At 49.7% G+C, this 19,384-nt stretch carries 2 protein-coding genes; one reads left to right on the top strand and one right to left on the bottom strand.

Going from position 1 to position 19,384, the window contains the following annotated elements; all coding sequences use genetic code 11:
• The first annotated feature begins 68 nt into the window (after nucleotides 1–68).
• Nucleotides 69–17,447, top strand: coding sequence for a PKD domain-containing protein (locus QY309_08170; protein WKZ61455.1), 17,379 nt, complete (start codon nucleotides 69–71; stop codon nucleotides 17,445–17,447).
• On the opposite strand, the gene QY309_08165 is transcribed toward QY309_08170, so the two are convergent.
• Nucleotides 17,444–19,384, bottom strand: a complete 1,941-nt coding sequence (locus QY309_08165) for an ATP-binding protein (GenBank protein WKZ61454.1) — start codon at nucleotides 19,382–19,384, stop codon at nucleotides 17,444–17,446. The genes QY309_08170 and QY309_08165 overlap by 4 nt on opposite strands.

Here is a 19,384-nt window from a genome sequence, read left to right as displayed (position 1 = left end):
ATTTTGTTTTTAGGGTTACAATTTAGATAATGCGTTATTAATAGTTTATAGTTGGTTTAACTGCTCCTATGCCTGCACTCTACCGCATTGTTTTTCTTCTTCTTGCTTTTTTTGGAGCGTTTTCAGCCTATTCTCAGGCTAATGTTACCATAACCCCAGCCACCACAACTGGAGGAGTACCCATATGCGTAGGCGGCAGTCCGGTAGGATTAACACCAATAGTTATCTCAGAAACTGATACTGGAGATAACCTAGACGATGATGCGATCGGTGGTCCTTTTGGTGATTGGCTTAATATAACGCTGGTATTGGGTATTCCTGCAGATTTCCAATTTGTACCTGGGGTAGGTTCCGCTTTAGCATCCCCTGGATCAGATGATGTAGTAATTAATTCTATTTCAGTACTGGCAAACTCCGTTACTCTAAATTTCAGTGCATTCAATAATACAGGTACCGATAAATTCGATGCAATTGTTATATCAGGTCTACAGGTTCGGGCTGTCAGTGGTCCGGCACAAACCCTTAACATAACCAGAACTGGGGGAACCAGCACCATAGCTGGTTTAGTGAATGGAACTACTATGGGATCAGTTACCAGTGCATTGCCACCAACACCGGTAATTACAGGAGACAATTCAGTTTGCGCCAATGAGCAAAATGTAGTTTACGCGCTTGCTGTAGATAGTGGTAATAGCTATTCATGGATCGTATCAGGAGGAACTATTGATGGATCCTCAACAGGTAGTTCTGTAACCGTAGATTGGGGTGCATCCGGAACTGGTTTTCTGCGTGTTACTGAAACCAATACAACCACCGGCTGTGCAACCACGACCGCGAACTACAACGTAACAATTAACGCGAACCCTACGCCTGTCATCAGCGGTAACAACAGCGTGTGTGCGAACCAGACCGGAGTAGTGTATAGTACACCAGCCGCAGCAAACCGGACGTATAACTGGACGGTAACAGGCGGAGCGATCACCGCAGGTGCAGGCACCAACAGCATCACGGTGACATGGGGAGCCGCAGGCGCGGGTACCGTACAGTTACAGGAAACCAACAGCATTACTTTTTGCTCAACCACCACGGCCTTATACAACGTTACGATCAACGCCAACCCGGCCCCGGTAATTGTTGGCCCGGCCACGGCCTGTGCCAATGAGTCGGGAGCGGTGTATACCACGGGTGCCACCGGCAACAACTTCAACTGGACCGTGAATGGAGGAACCATCACCGCAGGCCAGGGCAGCAACAGCATCACGGTAACGTGGGGTTCGGCAGGCGCGGGTACCGTTCGGGTAACTGAAACCATCACGGCCACCGGCTGTGCGACCACGACAGCTGATTACAGTGTTACGATCAACGCGAACCCTACGCCTGTCATCAGTGGTAACAACAGCGTGTGTGCGAACCAGACCGGAGTAGTGTATAGTACACCAGCCGCAGCAAACCGGACGTATAACTGGACGGTAACAGGCGGAGCGATCACCGCAGGTGCAGGCACCAACAGCATCACGGTGACATGGGGAGCCGCAGGCGCGGGTACCGTACAGTTACAGGAAACCAACAGCATTACTTTTTGCTCAACCACCACGGCCTTATACAACGTTACGATCAACGCCAACCCGGCCCCGGTAATTGTTGGCCCGGCCACGGCCTGTGCCAATGAGTCGGGAGCGGTGTATACCACGGGTGCCACCGGCAACAACTTCAACTGGACAGTGAATGGGGGAACCATCACCGCAGGCCAGGGCAGCAACAGCATCACGGTAACGTGGGGCTCGGCAGGCGCGGGTACCGTTCAGGTAACTGAAACCATCACGGCCACCGGCTGTGCGACCACGACAGCTGATTACAGTGTTACGATCAACGCGAACCCTACGCCTGTCATCAGTGGTAACAACAGCGTGTGTGCGAACCAGACCGGAGTAGTTTATAGTACACCAGCTGCAGCAGACCGGACGTACACCTGGACAGTGAACGGGGGAGTGATCACATCGGGAGCTGGCATCAACAGCATCACCGTTACATGGGGAGCCGCAGGCGCGGGTACCGTACAGTTACAGGAAACCAACAGCATTACTTTTTGCTCAACCACCACGGCCTTATACAACGTTACGATCAACGCCAACCCGGCCCCGGTAATTGTTGGCCCGGCCACGGCCTGTGCCAATGAGTCGGGAGCGGTGTATACCACGGGTGCCACCGGCAACAACTTCAACTGGACAGTGAATGGTGGAACCATTACCGCAGGCCAGGGCACGAACAGCATCACGGTAACGTGGGGTTCAGCAGGAGCCGGTACCGTTCGGGTAACCGAGACGATCACCGCTACGGGCTGTGCAACCACGACAGCGAACTACAACGTAACGATCAACGCGAACCCTACGCCTGTCATCAGCGGCAACAACAGCGTGTGTGAAAATCAAACCGGAGTCGTGTATAGTACACCAGCCGCAGCAGGCAGAACGTATAACTGGACCGTGGTTGGCGGAGCGATCACCTCGGGTGCCGGCACCAACAGCATCACGGTAACGTGGGGCGCAGCAGGTGCGGGTACGGTTCAACTACAGGAAATTATTGATGCGACAACGTGTTCGGTAACTACACCGTTCTACAACGTAACGATTAACGCCAACCCGGCACCATCCATCGTTGGCCCGGCCACGGCCTGTGCCAATGAGTCGGGAGCGGTGTACACCACAGGTGCCACCGGCAACAACTTCAACTGGACGGTGAATGGCGGAACCATCACTGCAGGCCAGGGCAGCAACAGCATCACGGTAACGTGGGGCTCGGCAGGAGCCGGCACCGTTCGGGTAACCGAGACGATCACCGCTACGGGCTGTGCAACCACGACAGCGAACTACAACGTAACGATCAACGCGAACCCGACCCCGGTTATCAGCGGCAACAACAGCGTGTGTGAAAATCAAACCGGAGTCGTGTATAGTACACCAGCCGCAGCAGGCAGAACGTATAACTGGACCGTGGTTGGCGGAGCGATCACCTCGGGTGCCGGCACCAACAGCATCACCGTAACGTGGGGCGCAGCGGGAGCGGGCACCGTTCAACTACAGGAAATTATTGATGCCACTACGTGTTCGGTAACTACACCGTTCTACAACGTTACGATTAATGCTAACCCGGCACCGGTGATTGCAGGTCCGGCTACAGCCTGTGCCAATGAGTCGGGTGCGGTGTACACCACAGGTGCCACCGGCAACAACTTCAACTGGACAGTGAATGGGGGAACCATCACCGCAGGCCAGGGTAGCAACAGCATCACGGTAACGTGGGGTTCAGCAGGAGCCGGTACCGTTCGGGTAACCGAGACGATCACGGCCACCGGCTGTGCGACCACCACAGCGAATTACAACGTAACGATCAACGCGAATCCTACCCCTGTTATCAGTGGTAACAACAGCGTGTGTGAAAATCAAACCGGAGTCGTGTATAGTACACCAGCCGCAGCAGGCAGAACGTATAACTGGACCGTGGTTGGCGGAGCGATCACCTCGGGTGCCGGCACCAACAGCATCACGGTAACGTGGGGCGCAGCAGGTGCGGGTACGGTTCAACTACAGGAAATTATTGATGCGACAACGTGTTCGGTAACTACACCGTTCTACAACGTAACGATTAACGCCAACCCGGCACCATCCATCGTTGGCCCGGCCACGGCCTGTGCCAATGAGTCGGGAGCGGTGTACACCACAGGTGCCACCGGCAACAACTTCAACTGGACGGTGAATGGCGGAACCATCACTGCAGGCCAGGGCAGCAACAGCATCACGGTAACGTGGGGCTCGGCAGGAGCCGGCACCGTTCGGGTAACCGAGACGATCACCGCTACGGGCTGTGCAACCACGACAGCGAACTACAACGTAACGATCAACGCGAACCCGACCCCGGTTATCAGCGGCAACAACAGCGTGTGTGAAAATCAAACCGGAGTCGTGTATAGTACACCAGCCGCAGCAGGCAGAACGTATAACTGGACCGTGGTTGGCGGAGCGATCACCTCGGGTGCCGGCACCAACAGCATCACGGTAACGTGGGGCGCAGCAGGTGCGGGTACGGTTCAACTACAGGAAATTATTGATGCGACAACGTGTTCGGTAACTACACCGTTCTACAACGTAACGATTAACGCCAACCCGGCACCATCCATCGTTGGCCCGGCCACGGCCTGTGCCAATGAGTCGGGAGCGGTGTACACCACAGGTGCCACCGGCAACAACTTCAACTGGACGGTGAATGGCGGAACCATCACTGCAGGCCAGGGCAGCAACAGCATCACGGTAACGTGGGGCTCGGCAGGAGCCGGCACCGTTCGGGTAACCGAGACGATCACCGCTACGGGCTGTGCAACCACGACAGCGAACTACAACGTAACGATCAACGCGAACCCGACCCCGGTTATCAGCGGCAACAACAGCGTGTGTGAAAATCAAACCGGAGTCGTGTATAGTACACCAGCCGCAGCAGGCAGAACGTATAACTGGACCGTGGTTGGCGGAGCGATCACCTCGGGTGCCGGCACCAACAGCATCACCGTAACGTGGGGCGCAGCGGGAGCGGGCACCGTTCAACTACAGGAAATTATTGATGCCACTACGTGTTCGGTAACTACACCGTTCTACAACGTTACGATTAATGCTAACCCGGCACCGGTGATTGCAGGTCCGGCTACAGCCTGTGCCAATGAGTCGGGTGCGGTGTACACCACAGGTGCCACCGGCAACAACTTCAACTGGACAGTGAATGGGGGAACCATCACTGCCGGTCAGGGCACGAACAGCATCACGGTAACGTGGGGTTCAGCAGGCGCAGGCACCGTTCGGGTAACCGAGACGATCACCGCTACGGGTTGTGCGACCACGACTGCGAATTACAACGTAACGATCAATGCGAATCCTACGCCTGTTATCAGCGGTAACAACAGCGTGTGTGCGAACCAGGCCGGAGTGGTGTACAGCACACCAGCCGCAGCAGGCAGAACGTATAACTGGACCGTAGTTGGCGGAGCGATCACAGCGGGAGCCGGCACCAACAGCATCACGGTAACGTGGGGCGCAGCGGGCGCAGGCACGGTAGAATTAGAAGAGATTATCAATGCGACTTTATGTTCAGTAACCACGCCACTCTACAACGTAACGATCAACGCCAACCCGGCACCGTCCATCGGAGGACCGGCCACGGCCTGTGCGAATGAGACGGGTGCGGTGTATACCACAGCAGCCACGGGCAACAACTTCAACTGGACAGTGAATGGGGGAACCATCACTGCAGGCCAGGGCAGCAACAGCATCACGGTAACGTGGGGCTCGGCAGGAGCCGGCACCGTTCGGGTAACCGAGACGATCGCGGCCACGGGCTGTGCAACCACCACAGCGAATTACAACGTCACGATCAACGCGAATCCAACCCCTGTCATCAGCGGTAACAACAGCGTGTGTGCGAACCAGACCGGAGTAGTGTATAGCACGCCAGCTGCAGCAGGCAGAACGTATAACTGGTCGGTAACAGGCGGAGCGATTACTGCAGGGGCAGGCACCAACAGCATCACCGTAACGTGGGGAGCAGCGGGAGCGGGCACCGTTCAACTACAGGAAATTATTGATGCCACTACGTGTTCGGTAACTACACCGTTCTACAACGTAACGATTAACGCCAACCCGGCACCATCCATCGTTGGTCCGGCCACGGCCTGTGCGAATGAGACGGGTGCGGTGTATACCACAGCAGCCACGGGCAACAACTTCAACTGGACGGTGAATGGGGGAACCATCACTGCCGGTCAGGGCACGAACAGCATCACGGTAACGTGGGGTTCAGCAGGCGCAGGCACCGTTCGGGTAACCGAGACGATCACCGCCACCGGCTGTGCAACCACCACAGCGAATTACAACGTCACGATCAACGCGAATCCTACGCCTGTTATCAGTGGTAACAACAGCGTGTGTGCGAACCAGACCGGAGTAGTGTATAGCACGCCAGCCGCAGCAGGCAGAACGTATAACTGGTCGGTAACAGGGGGAGCGATTACTGCAGGGGCAGGCACCAACAGCATCACCGTAACGTGGGGCGCAGCGGGCGCAGGCACGGTAGAATTAGAAGAGATTATCAATGCGACTTTATGTTCAGTAACCACGTCACTCTACAACGTAACGATCAACGCCAACCCGGCACCGTCCATCGGAGGACCGGCCACGGCCTGTGCGAATGAGACGGGTGCGGTGTATACCACAGCAGCCACGGGCAACAACTTCAACTGGACCGTGAATGGGGGAACCATCACTGCCGGTCAGGGCACGAACAGCATCACGGTAACGTGGGGTTCAGCAGGCGCAGGCACCGTTCGGGTAACTGAGACAATCACGGCCACCGGCTGTGCGACCACGACTGCGAACTACAACGTCACGATCAACGCGAATCCTACGCCTGTTATCAGCGGCAACAACAGTGTGTGTGAAAATCAGACCGGAGTGGTGTATAGCACGCCAGCCGCAGCAGGCAGAACGTATAACTGGTCGGTAACAGGCGGAGCGATTACTGCAGGGGCAGGCACCAACAGCATCACCGTAACGTGGGGAGCAGCGGGAGCGGGCACCGTTCAACTACAGGAAATTATTGATGCGACCTCGTGTTCGGTAACTACACCATTCTACAACGTTACGATCAATGCCAACCCGGCACCATCCATCGCTGGCCCGGCTACGGCTTGTGCCAATGAGTCGGGTGCGGTGTACACCACGGGTGCCACCGGCAACAACTTCAACTGGACCGTGAATGGTGGAACCATTACCGCAGGCCAGGGCAGCAACAGCATCACGGTAACGTGGGGTTCGGCAGGAGCCGGCACCGTTCGGGTAACCGAGACGATCGCGGCCACGGGCTGTGCAACCACCACAGCGAATTACAACGTCACGATCAACGCGAATCCTACGCCTGTTATCAGCGGCAACAACAGTGTGTGTGAAAATCAGACCGGAGTGGTGTATAGCACGCCAGCCGCAGCAGGCAGAACGTATAACTGGTCGGTAACAGGCGGAGCGATTACTGCAGGGGCAGGCACCAACAGCATCACCGTAACGTGGGGAGCAGCGGGAGCGGGCACCGTTCAACTACAGGAAATTATTGATGCCACTACGTGTTCGGTAACTACACCGTTCTACAACGTAACGATCAATGCCAACCCGGCACCGGTGATTGCAGGTCCGGCTACAGCCTGTGCCAATGAGTCGGGTGCGGTGTACACCACAGGCGCCACCGGCAACAACTTCAACTGGACGGTGAATGGGGGAACCATCACTGCAGGCCAGGGCAGCAACAGCATCACGGTAACGTGGGGCTCGGCAGGAGCCGGCACCGTTCGGGTAACCGAGACGATCACCGCTACGGGCTGTGCGACCACGACAGCGAATTACAACGTAACGATTAACGCGAACCCTACCCCTGTCATCAGCGGTAACAACAGCGTGTGTGCCGGTGAGCAGAATATAACCTACTCTGTACCATTCAACGCAGGAAGAACTTATGCGTGGACGGTATCGGGAGGAACTATTGACGGACCATCAAATGGAAATAGCATCGTTGTGGATTGGGGTGCAGCAGGCCCGGGTACAGTAGCCGTTTTGGAAACCATAATCGCTACGGGTTGCAGCGCACTTACTCCGGATTTTAATATTCTTATCAACAATTCTCCGTCACCTGTTATCAGTGGATTAGCCACTGTCTGTGCGAACACAACAGGCGTTGTTTATTCAACACCAAATGTTCCAGGTGATCTGTATTCCTGGTCTGTATCGGGGGGAACTATCGTGGCAGGAGCAGGTACAAACTCCATAACCGTGGATTGGGGTGCTGCAGGCGCAGGATCAGTTACGGTAACACAATTCATTGTAAGCAGCAGTTGTACAGTCACTACTCCGCCTTACAACGTAACCATTGAAGCCATACCAACACCTTCCATTACTGGTGATAATACGGTTTGCGAAAATGCACAAAACAAAGTTTACACTACTCCACTTGTTGCAGGACATACGTATGCATGGGCGGTAACAGGAGGAACGATTGACGGTTCATCAAACGGAAACAGCATTGTTGTGGATTGGGGTGCAGCAGGTACCGGAACGATTCAATTAACGGAAACGATAACAGCCTCTGGTTGCTTTATTACTACCCCAATCTTTAATGTAAATATCAACACGTTACCTACGCCAGTTATCAGTGGTCTCAACGTGGTATGTGCCAATGATGCCGGAGTGATTTATTCCACACCGAATTCACCGGGTAATACATATACATGGTCAGTCTCAGGAGGTTCTATTGTAGCCGGAGCAGGCACCAATTCAATAACGGTTAATTGGGGGCCTGCTGGTGCAGGTACTATTGAAGTTACTGAAGTTGTTCCATCAAGTAGTTGCATTACAACAACCCCGGTTTACACGGTAACGATTAATCCAACACCAGCCCCTGTAATCAGCGGTGATAATGCCGTTTGTGCGAATGAGCAAAACGTTGTCTACACATCTCCATTTACAGCAGGGAATATCTATAGTTGGAATGTTACTGGTGGTACGATTGATGGATCATCAACCAATAATACCGTAACGGTCGATTGGGGTGCAGCAGGACCAGGAACCCTCACACTTACCGAAACAGTGGGTGGATGTACAACTGTTACTCCGGTTTATAACGTTACCATAAATCCGAATCCAACTCCTGTAATAGCAGGAAACAATAATGTTTGTCGGACAGAAACGGGTGTGTTGTATTCAACACCAAATGTTGGAGGGAACACCTACGCCTGGACGGTTGTTGGCGGTACGATAGATAGCGGTGCTGGTACGAACGAAATTTCTGTTACCTGGACATCGGCCGGTACAGGTTCAGTATCGGTAGTTGAAACCATCACAGCCACAGGGTGTAATACGTTGGCTGCACCACTTCTTGTAACGGTGTCTCCTAATCCGATAGTGAATGCCGGAAGTGATCAGGAAATTTGCGAAGGATCAGTCTTTAATTTTACTGCTCAGTCAACACCTGCAACCGCTTCAAACTTTGCTTCCTTACAATGGACGACTACCGGAACCGGTGTGTTGACGAATGCAACAACGTTGACACCTAATTATACACCTGGCGTAGGTGAAACCGGACCAGTAACGTTTACACTAACAGCTGAAGGTATTGGTACTTGCGCAGATGTTGCCGATCAGATGATTCTGAACATAACTCCGCTGCCCACAGTTGATGCAGGTAGTAACAGTGAGACATGCGCTGGTGCAATTTTCAATTTCTCGACTCAAGCGACACCGGCTTCTGCTTCCAATTATGCTACATTAACCTGGTCGCATACCGGAACAGGAACGTTATTTAATCCAAATACGATTGCCCCCACATATTTGCCTGGAGCAGGAGAGACAGGCACCGTTACTTTTACCTTACTTGTTACCAGCACGGGAAGTTGCGCGAATGCATCGGATCAAATGGATTTGGTGATTACGCCAGCGCCAACCGTTAATGCGGGAGGTGATGCGGAGATATGCGAGGGATCAAGCTTTGATTTCAGCACGCAGGCACCACTGGCGACCGCCACCAATTTTGCTTCCTTGCTGTGGACAACCACAGGAACGGGTTCACTGACCGGTGCCAACACGTTAACCCCATCATATACTCCTGGAATAGGAGAGACAGGAAGTGTAACGTTCACCTTAACGGCAACTGGAAATGGCTCTTGTGCTGCTGTGCAAGATGCCATGGTATTGCAAATTACTCCGGCTCCCATAGTGAATGCGGGCAGTGACGCAGAAATTTGTCAGGGATCGAATTTTAGTTTTGCCTCTCAATCTACTCCTGCATCAGCCAGCAATTTTGCTTCGTTATTATGGACAACAACCGGTTCAGGTTCCTTGTTTAATGCGACTACTTTAACACCGACATATATTCCTCAACCTGGGGAAACAGGTGTTGTTACCTTTACCCTTACGGCAGATGGTGGTGGCAGTTGCGCAGATGTAAATGACCAGATGACCCTGACCATTACACCAGCAGTTATTGTTTCGGCAGGTAGCGATGCAGAAATCTGTCAAGGTCTTGCATTTAATTTCGCCACACAGGCAACACCGGCATCGGCAAGTAACTTCAATACCATTACCTGGACTACCTCTGGTACCGGATCATTGGCCAATGCCAACACACTTACACCAACCTACACACCAGGTGTGGGCGAAACGGGTGGCGTAATCTTTACGTTGACAGCAACCGGAAATGGCAGCTGTGCCACATTGAATGATCAGATGGTGCTTACCATTACACCGGCACCATTGGTATTTGCCGGAAGTGATGAAGAAACCTGTCAGGGCGTAACGTTTAATTTTGGAGTACAAGCTTCTCCGGCAACCGCATCGCAATTCAGCAGTATTCAATGGACAACCACAGGAACCGGAACATTGGTGAATGCAACAACATTATCACCCATTTATACACCAGGCGTTGGTGAAACGGGTGCTGTCACCTTCACACTTACTGCCACTGGTAACGGAAGTTGCGTTAGTGTTAATGACCAGATGATCTTGAACATCACTCCGTCTGTACTTGTATCTGCTGGAAGTGATTCGGAAACTTGTCAGGGTGTGGCGTTTGCTTTCAGTACGCAAACAACGCCTGCTTCAGCCAGTAATTTCAATACCATAACATGGACTACTTCCGGTACAGGTTCTTTAGCCAATGCCAACACGCTTACACCAACCTATACCCCAGGTGTAGGTGAAACCGGAAGTGTAACCTTTACCTTAACCGCAACTGGAAATGGCAGTTGTGCCACAGTGAACGATCAGATGGTTCTGACGATAACTCCTGCACCATTAGTTTCAGCAGGAAGTGATGCGGAAACGTGCCAAGGAGTAACGTTCAACTTTAATACACAAGCAACCTTAGCATCAGCATCAAATTTCTCATCTATACTTTGGACACACACCGGTACAGGCACCATCTTTAACGCGAATACACTTACACCTACGTACGAGCCTGGTGTTGGAGAGACCGGAAATGTTGTTTTTACCTTAACGGCTATCGGTAATGGAAGCTGTGCCTCGGTGAACGACCAAATGACTTTGGTGATTACTCCTGAACCCACTGTATCTGCAGGAAGCGATGCTGAAACGTGTCAGGGTGTTACCTTCAATTTCAGTACACAAGCTACACCAGCATCCGCAACGCAGTTTGCTTCGTTGTTGTGGACACACAATGGTACAGGTACCTTGGCAAATGCGAGTACACTAACACCAAGTTATACACCGGGAGTTGGCGAAACCGGTAATGTTATCCTCACCCTTACGGTAAATGGTAACGGAAGTTGCACAAGCGTAAATGATCAGATGACATTGGTGATAACCCCGGCACCCGTTGCCTTTGCTGGTAGTGATTCAGAGACTTGCCAGGGAGTATCTTTTGATTTCAATACTCAAGTAACCCCGGCATCAGCAACCAACGCTTCATCCATTTTGTGGACCCATTCCGGTACCGGTACAATTTTCAATGCCAATACCCTTACGCCAACCTACCTGCCAGGAGTTGGAGAGGCGGGCAATGTAACCTTTACGCTAACTGTAAATGGTAATGGAAGTTGTGTGAGTGTGAATGACCAAATGATATTGGTGATTACCCCTGCGCCAACTGTAAATGCCGGCAGCAATCAGGAAACCTGCGAAGGTGTAGCCTTTAATTTCAACACACAATCTACACCGGCATCGGCAACCAACTACAGCAGCATACTTTGGACAACTACGGGAACGGGTTCTTTAACCAATGCCTCTACGTTTACGCCAACTTATACCCCTGGAGTAGGCGAGACCGGTGCGGTAACCTTCACCCTTACGGCCAGCGGAAACGGAAGCTGCGTGAGTGTGGCGGATCAGATGATTCTGAACATTACACCTGCACCTGTTGTATCTGCCGGAAGTGATGCGGAAACCTGTCAGGGAGTGAATTTTAACTTCAGCACACAGTCGACACCGGCAAGCGTATCAAATTTCAGCAGCATATTGTGGACAACCACAGGCACGGGTTTGCTTAGCAATGCCAATACGTTAACACCTACTTACGTTCCTGGTGCAGGTGAAACCGGATCCGTAACCTTTACACTTACTGCGAATGGAAGCGGAAGCTGTGTTTCAGTCAATGATCAGATGATTTTAACCATTACGCCTGCACCAACAGTTTTTGCGGGAAGTGATGCGGAGACTTGTCAAGGAGTGACCTACAACTTTACCTCACAAAGTTCACCGGCCACAGCTACAAACTTCCAAAGCATTTTATGGACAACTACAGGAACCGGCACGCTAAACAACGCCAGTACACTTACTCCATCGTATGTACCAGGTGTTGGTGAAACTGGGAATGTAACCTTTACCTTAACGGCAACGGGTAATGGCAGTTGTTTCACGATTCAGGATCAAATGACACTGGTGATTACACCGGCTGCTGTTGTTTCTGCCGGAAGCGATTCAGAAACCTGCCAGGGAGTAACCTTCAATTTTAATACACAAACAACGCTGGCAACCGCATCTAACTTTAACACGATACTGTGGACAACCACCGGTGCCGGTGTGCTCAGTAATGCCAACACCCTGACACCCACTTATGTGCCTGCCGTTGGCGAAACAGGTAACATCACTTTTACGCTTACAGCTACAGGCAACGGAAGTTGTGTTACCGTTAATGATCAGATGATACTCACCATTACTCCGGCCGCTACTGTGTTTGCCGGAAGCGATGCAGAAACCTGTCAGGGAGTGAACTTTAGTTTTGCTTCCCAGTCAAGTCCGGCCACAGCCACAAACTTCCTTTCGATTATATGGACCACCACAGGAACAGGTTCAATCACCAATGCAAACACACTAACACCTACCTACACTCCGGGTGTTGGTGAAACCGGTAATGTGATATTTACATTAACAGCTACAGGAAACGGAAGCTGTGTTTCGGTACAGGATCAAATGACACTGGTGGTAACACCAGCCCCCGTGTTATCAGCAGGAAGTGATGCAGAAACATGCCAGGGGGTCACGTTTAATTTTACTGCCCAGGGAACACCGGCAAGTGCCTTAAATTATGCCACTATAACGTGGACAACTACCGGTACCGGAATACTCTTTAATCCCAATACATTAACACCAACGTATCAACCAGGTGTTGGTGAAGCTGGGAATGTAACCTTTACTTTGACCGCAACAGGTAATGGCAGTTGTGATACCATTCAGGATCAGATGGTGCTCACCATTACACCATCGGCTACAGTATCGGCAGGTAGCGATTCAGAAACCTGCGAAGGAGTAGTATTTAATTTTGCTTCGCAGACTACGCCTGCCTCAGCCAGTAACTTCAGTTCCATTACCTGGACTACGTCCGGTCTGGGATCTTTAACAAATGCAAGCACCTTAACACCAACCTATACGCCAGGTGCGGGAGAAACCGGAAATGTAACGTTTACTTTAACCGCAACCGGTAATGGAAGCTGCGCGAGTGTAAACGATGATTTGGTATTAACCATCACGCCTTCCGTTATGGTTAATGCAGGAAGTGATGCTGAAATCTGTCAGGGCGGAAGTTTAGCATTTTCCTCTCGCGCAATTCCAGCTTCTGCCTCCAACTTCAGTTCGCTACAATGGACTCACAATGGCAGTGGAACTTTGTTTGATGGCACAACGTTATCACCCACATATTTTGCTTCTCCAGGTGAAACCGGTATTGTAACCTTCACCCTTACGGCATTCGCCAACGGAAGTTGTGTGGATGTTAATGATGTTATGGAGATTACCATTACACCCGGGCCAACAGCAAATGCCGGTGGCAATGATGCTGTGTGTGAAGGAACGCCATCCTTTGATTTTTCAACCCGTACCACAATAGCTTCTGCTTCAAACGGAAACTTGTTCTGGTCGCACAACGGTACGGGTAGCTTGAATGACGACACTGCGTTAAATCCCGTTTATACGGTAGGGGTTGGTGATGTTGGTAACGTAGTAACGTTTACCCTTACTGTTACGAGTCCATCTGCAATCTGTACCATCGTTATAAGTTCATTTGAGTTGCGTGTAAATCCACAAGCGCTTGTATCGGTACCGGCAACATTGGTTGATGTATGTGAACCCGACAGAATTAGCTTAAGTGGTTCAATAGGCGGCAGCGCAACAAGCGGAACATGGAGCTTGATTAGCGGAGACGGTACACTCTCCACCAGCAGTATTACCGGTTTAACCGTTACAGCATCCTACGATACTGAGCTTTCGGATGTAGGTAATGTACTTACCTTCCGCTTGACCACAAACGATCCAGATGGAGCAGGACCCTGTTCAGTTGCCTTTATTGATGTAGACTTTAATGTAGAAGAGTCAGCCAAAGTATTTGCCGGAGCGGATTTTGCCATTTGCGAGTATGATGACATAACGTTGAACGGATCATTTAGCGGATCAACATCATCGGTAACCTGGAGTGGGGGTACCAATAATTTTGATGTGGCTACTAACCCCATTACAGGTTATACCTTGAACAATGCAGAGCGTTCAGCTACTAATCTGTCAATCACCTTCACTTTGACCACTGATGATCCTGCAGGTGTTTGTCCTGCTGTTTCTGATCAGGTTGTGGTAGCGGTGAGGGATACGTTGAACTTTGTAACGATTGTTGGGTTAGATCCTGTTTATGCTGAAAATAGTCCTCCGGTTACGATGAGCGGTGTTCCACCAGGAGGTACGTTCTCAGGCCCTGGTGTTTCAGGAAATACGTTTTTCCCGTCTATTGCTAACTTAACCCCGGCAATAAATACTATACGCTACTCTTATCAGGATCCAGCTACCGGATGCTTCAGTTCACCCGTTAGAAACATAATCGTTAATCCTATTACAACAGTTAGCTTTAGAGTTCAAAATGAGCAACCTGATCCGCTTGGCGTGGCTAGTGGTTATATCTGTGCAGACCAAGGAGACCTTACACTTATCGAAGATCCGCTGGAGGATATTCCAAACCTAACACCTCCTGAAGCTGCTAATTTTTCAAGTCCTGATTTACCTCCGGGTAGTATTTACTTTGATGGTGGTAGCGGAAAATTCAAGCTGCGTACCGATGGTCTTACAACCAGCGAGTATACCATCATTTATGAATACACGAATGAATTTGGTGCAACAAATCCATTGGCACGCATTATACGGGTAACCGCATCACCTACATCGATAATTGACGTGGCCAACTCTTGCGTCACTTCAAATATCACATTTGCCGAATCGTCTTTAATTAGTGGTACCAATAGTTATAACTCAGCAATAACACAATACTTGTGGCAATTTGGTGATGGTAATGGAAGTACCTCTCAAGAGCCAACGTATCAATATACAGCCCCGAATAGTTATAATGTAACATTACTCGTTACCACAAATGAGGGCTGTTCAAATGAATCATCAAAGCTCTTACGTGTCGGACCTGTACCTGAGATGGCATTTAGCTGGACAGAATTTTGCAGCGGTGACGATACAAAATTCGTGGATCAGACGAATCCGGGAATTAGTAATATTGAATCGTATACATGGACATTTGATGATGGATTTTCCGTAACAGGCCTTGCTGGAGATAACATTCCTGCCGGAACAAATGGAGGAAGGACCTTAGGAACATTTGCCGAACCAGAACACCGCTATGATAATTTCGGTCAGTACAATGTAGAACTGACCGTTACTACTGATGATGGTTGTACAAACTCATTGATACGAAGAGTATTTATTCAAGATTATGGAACTCCATCGCCAACCATGGGGTACTTCGAAGACTTTGAATTAAGCCAAGGCACATGGGTTAGAACAAAAGCAAATAATGGACTTCAGATTTCAGATCTTATTGTTTCGGATACTAGTTGGCTTTGGGGTCCTCCAACGGGTACAGTAATTAATTCCGCAGCAGCAGGTAGTAGCAATGCGTGGTGGACGGGCGGTAATCCTGACATTACTTCGCAAAATGCCACCTATTTCCATAACGAGAAATCGGCTGTTATTGGACCTTGCCTTAATCTTCTTGATATTAAGAGACCCATGGTGTCAATTGATTACTGGTCTGATCTCGAAGATCAACGCGATGGAGCCGTACTTCAATATTCAATTGATGGTGGGACTACATGGGAAGCTATTGGCGATATCAGTGGCGCAGGTATAAACTGGTATAACCGGGGTGCACTGGTAGCTAATCCTGGCTTACAATCCATCGGTCAGTTTGGATGGACTGGTATACAAACTGGTTGGAGAACGGCCAGGTTTAACCTTGATATGATCCCGAAAACAGAACGCAATGAAGTTATTCTCCGCATTGCCTTTGGTAGTAACAGTGATAACGGTACACCTTCAAGACCCTATGAAGGTTTTGCCTTTGACAATGTTTTTGTAGGTGAAAAACAGCGCAATGTACTGGTTGAATATTTTACCAATGCAGGAATAAGCACTACTTCTAATGACTACCTCAATAATTTGTATACGAATCAATTTACGCTTAAAGACAGTGCTGACTTTTTTAAGATTCAATACCACATCGCGAATCCTTCTCCGGATGTGATCAATGCTGAAAATCCAATTGATCCTGCAGCCAGAAGCCTGTACTATGGCGTATCTCAACCTCCTGCAGCCATTATGGATGGTGTATTGGGTAACTACTTCGGTACAGCCTTTAACGGTGACCAAACCAAAATAACCGCAGTTGAACTTGACCGCAGGGCATTGGAAGATCCATTGTTTACAATTGATGTTATACAAAACCCAACAACGAATGACTCTATCGACTTAACTGTTGACTACGAATATATTGCACAGCAGTCGGTAACCACTCCTTACACGTTCCAGGTGGCGTTGGTTGAAGGTGATGTGAATGGAAATGTGAACGTGCTGCGGAAAATGTTGATGGGAAGTGAGGGGTTGACCGTGAATCAAACCTGGAATAACGGCACTGTGCAGAATGTCCCAGTCAAGAGTATTGTTAATGTTCCTGTCCAGGATGGTAATAACCTGTACCTGGTGGCCTTTGTACAAGATCGTAACACAAAACGCATTCACCAATCCAGAGTAATTCAATCAGAATTCAAAGTGCCCACAACAGTTGTTGGAATTGGTGATGACCCTGTATTGGCTCAGGTTAAAGACCTGGTGGTTTTCCCGAACCCTGCCTCCAATAAAGTGAACTTTGGAATTGAATCGGGCTTTGGTAATGTGACACCGATTCAAGGTTATACCTGGAGCATCATTGACCAACGTGGAGTTGAAGTGTTACGCGGTACCTTGAACGAAGACTTATCAGAACCGCAACAGGTTGAGCTGGATCGCCTCGCTAACGGCATGTACATCGTCACGTTCAGCAAAGGAAATAGGGTAGTGGTGCAGAAGAAACTGGCGGTGATGAACAGGCACTAAGCACCAGTTACTTTCACCTGCTTGAGTTCACTAATGGCTTTCTTAATCAGGTGAATAAATTCGGTTAGGATTTGTAAACTGGACTCAACCTGATCTTCGCTCTTTTTCTGGGCAAAAGCTTTTTTGAATTCTTCTTCCAGAATGACCGCGGTGTCCTTCAACTTATGAATACCCAATAGGGTTAAGGATGGTTTAATCTGGTGAATAACCCGTGAGAGTTCTTCCCAATTGTGATTGGCGATTGCTACCTCCAGCCGTTCAATGGAAACGGGCATGGTGTCTGTAAATGTTTGAATCATCTCCTGAATAAACTCCGTGTTGTTACCAGATACATTCCTGAGGTAATCCAGATCGTACAGCGTTGATTCCGAAACCGGAGGTTTGGTAGGCGTAGCTGCACTCAGTTTTAAGTCTTCAAATAATTTATTGTATAAATCTTCAGGTGTAAAAGGTTTAGACAAGTAATCATTCATGCCGGCTTCCAGGCATCGGTCAACGTCTGCCTTGGTAGCATTTGCCGTAAGCGCAATGATCGGAACCGAGCTTACGGGTTGGCTCATCAACCTGATTACCCGCGTGGCTTCATATCCATCCATTACCGGCATTTGAATATCCATTAACACGACATCGTAGGGGCGGGATTTTAAACGCTCGATGGCTACCAAACCATTCTCTGCTACATCGGTTTCACATTGCCAGCTCCGTAAGATGCTTTGTGCATAGAGCCGGTTTATGTCATTATCTTCAACCAATAAAACACTTAAATGCTTCGACCCGGCTTCTTTTGTTTTATTGTTTTTCTGAACCGGAGAAACCAATCCAATACGCCTGGTTGTACCTGTTTGATAGGGAATGGTAATGGAAAAGACCGATCCGACATGTTCCTTACTCTTAACCGTAATTTTTCCTCGTTGCAGTTCAACTAATTGTTTGGCAATGGTCAACCCCAATCCTGTGCCGCCATATCTTCGGGTAACGCTGGCATCGGCCTGACTAAAACTTTCAAAAATGGTTTTAAGCTTTTCTTCAGGAATACCAACACCGGTGTCCGTAACCGAAATATCTATCCAACATTTTCCCTTTTGTTCCTTTTGCACGGTGGCATTTACCAAAATAGATCCGGTGTGTGTAAACTTTACGGCATTGCTGATCAGGTTAATCAGAATCTGATTCAACCGCACAGGGTCACCAACCAATATTCGATTGGCTTTTTCATCAAGCGTATAATCGAGTGCAATTTTTTTCTCAGCAGCCTGATACTTGAATGTACTGATGAGCGAAGGAAGTAAATCAGCCAGGTTAAAACCAATCGTCTCAAATTTTAACTTGCCTGATTCAATGGCAGCCAGATCGAGGATGTCGTTAATGATCACCTTCAGGTTTTCGGCCGAATGCCTGATGGCATTCAGGTATGTCTCTCGCTCCTCCTTGTTCTGATCTTTACTAAGCAAACTGGCCATACCGGCAATGCCGTTAATGGGCGTTCTGATTTCGTGGCTGATGTTAGCCAGAAATTGTTCCTTTGCTTTTTGCAACCGAACCAATTCTTCGGCATCCTTCTTTCGTTGTGTGATGTCGCGGCAGTCGAGAATGAGCCCATTCAGTTTTTCCTTATGCTTCAGGTTGATGGAGTTAAACTCCAGGAAACGGTACGACTTGTCTTTACAGAGAAACTGAAATTCTATCTTCTGGTTATAGGCTTTCTTCTGACTCGTTTTGAATTGCCTTTTAAACTCCTCAAGCTTTTCAGGTAAAATGAAATCGAAAAAGTTCTTGCCCACGAGGCTGCGTGCACGATACCCCAATGTTTCATGAACCGAGGCATTATGATATAGAATGGAGCCGTTAAAGTCGACAATGAAAATGATATCAGACCCATCTTCAACAACCGCTTCGTAAAAGCGGCCGCGCTTTATATAAGCACCCAGATTCTTCAT

The organism is Cyclobacteriaceae bacterium (assembly GCA_030584025.1).
In the GTDB taxonomy this organism is placed as follows: Bacteria; Bacteroidota; Bacteroidia; order Cytophagales; family Cyclobacteriaceae; genus UBA2336.
This window is presented reverse-complemented; position numbering and strand designations above follow the sequence as displayed.

Coding starts and splice junctions, on each gene's coding strand:
- QY309_08170 (WKZ61455.1), top strand. CDS start 69: ATGCCTGCACTCTACCGCATTGTTTTTCTTCTTCTTGCTTTTTTTGGA.
- QY309_08165 (WKZ61454.1), bottom strand. CDS start 19,384: ATGAAGAATCTGGGTGCTTATATAAAGCGCGGCCGCTTTTACGAAGCG.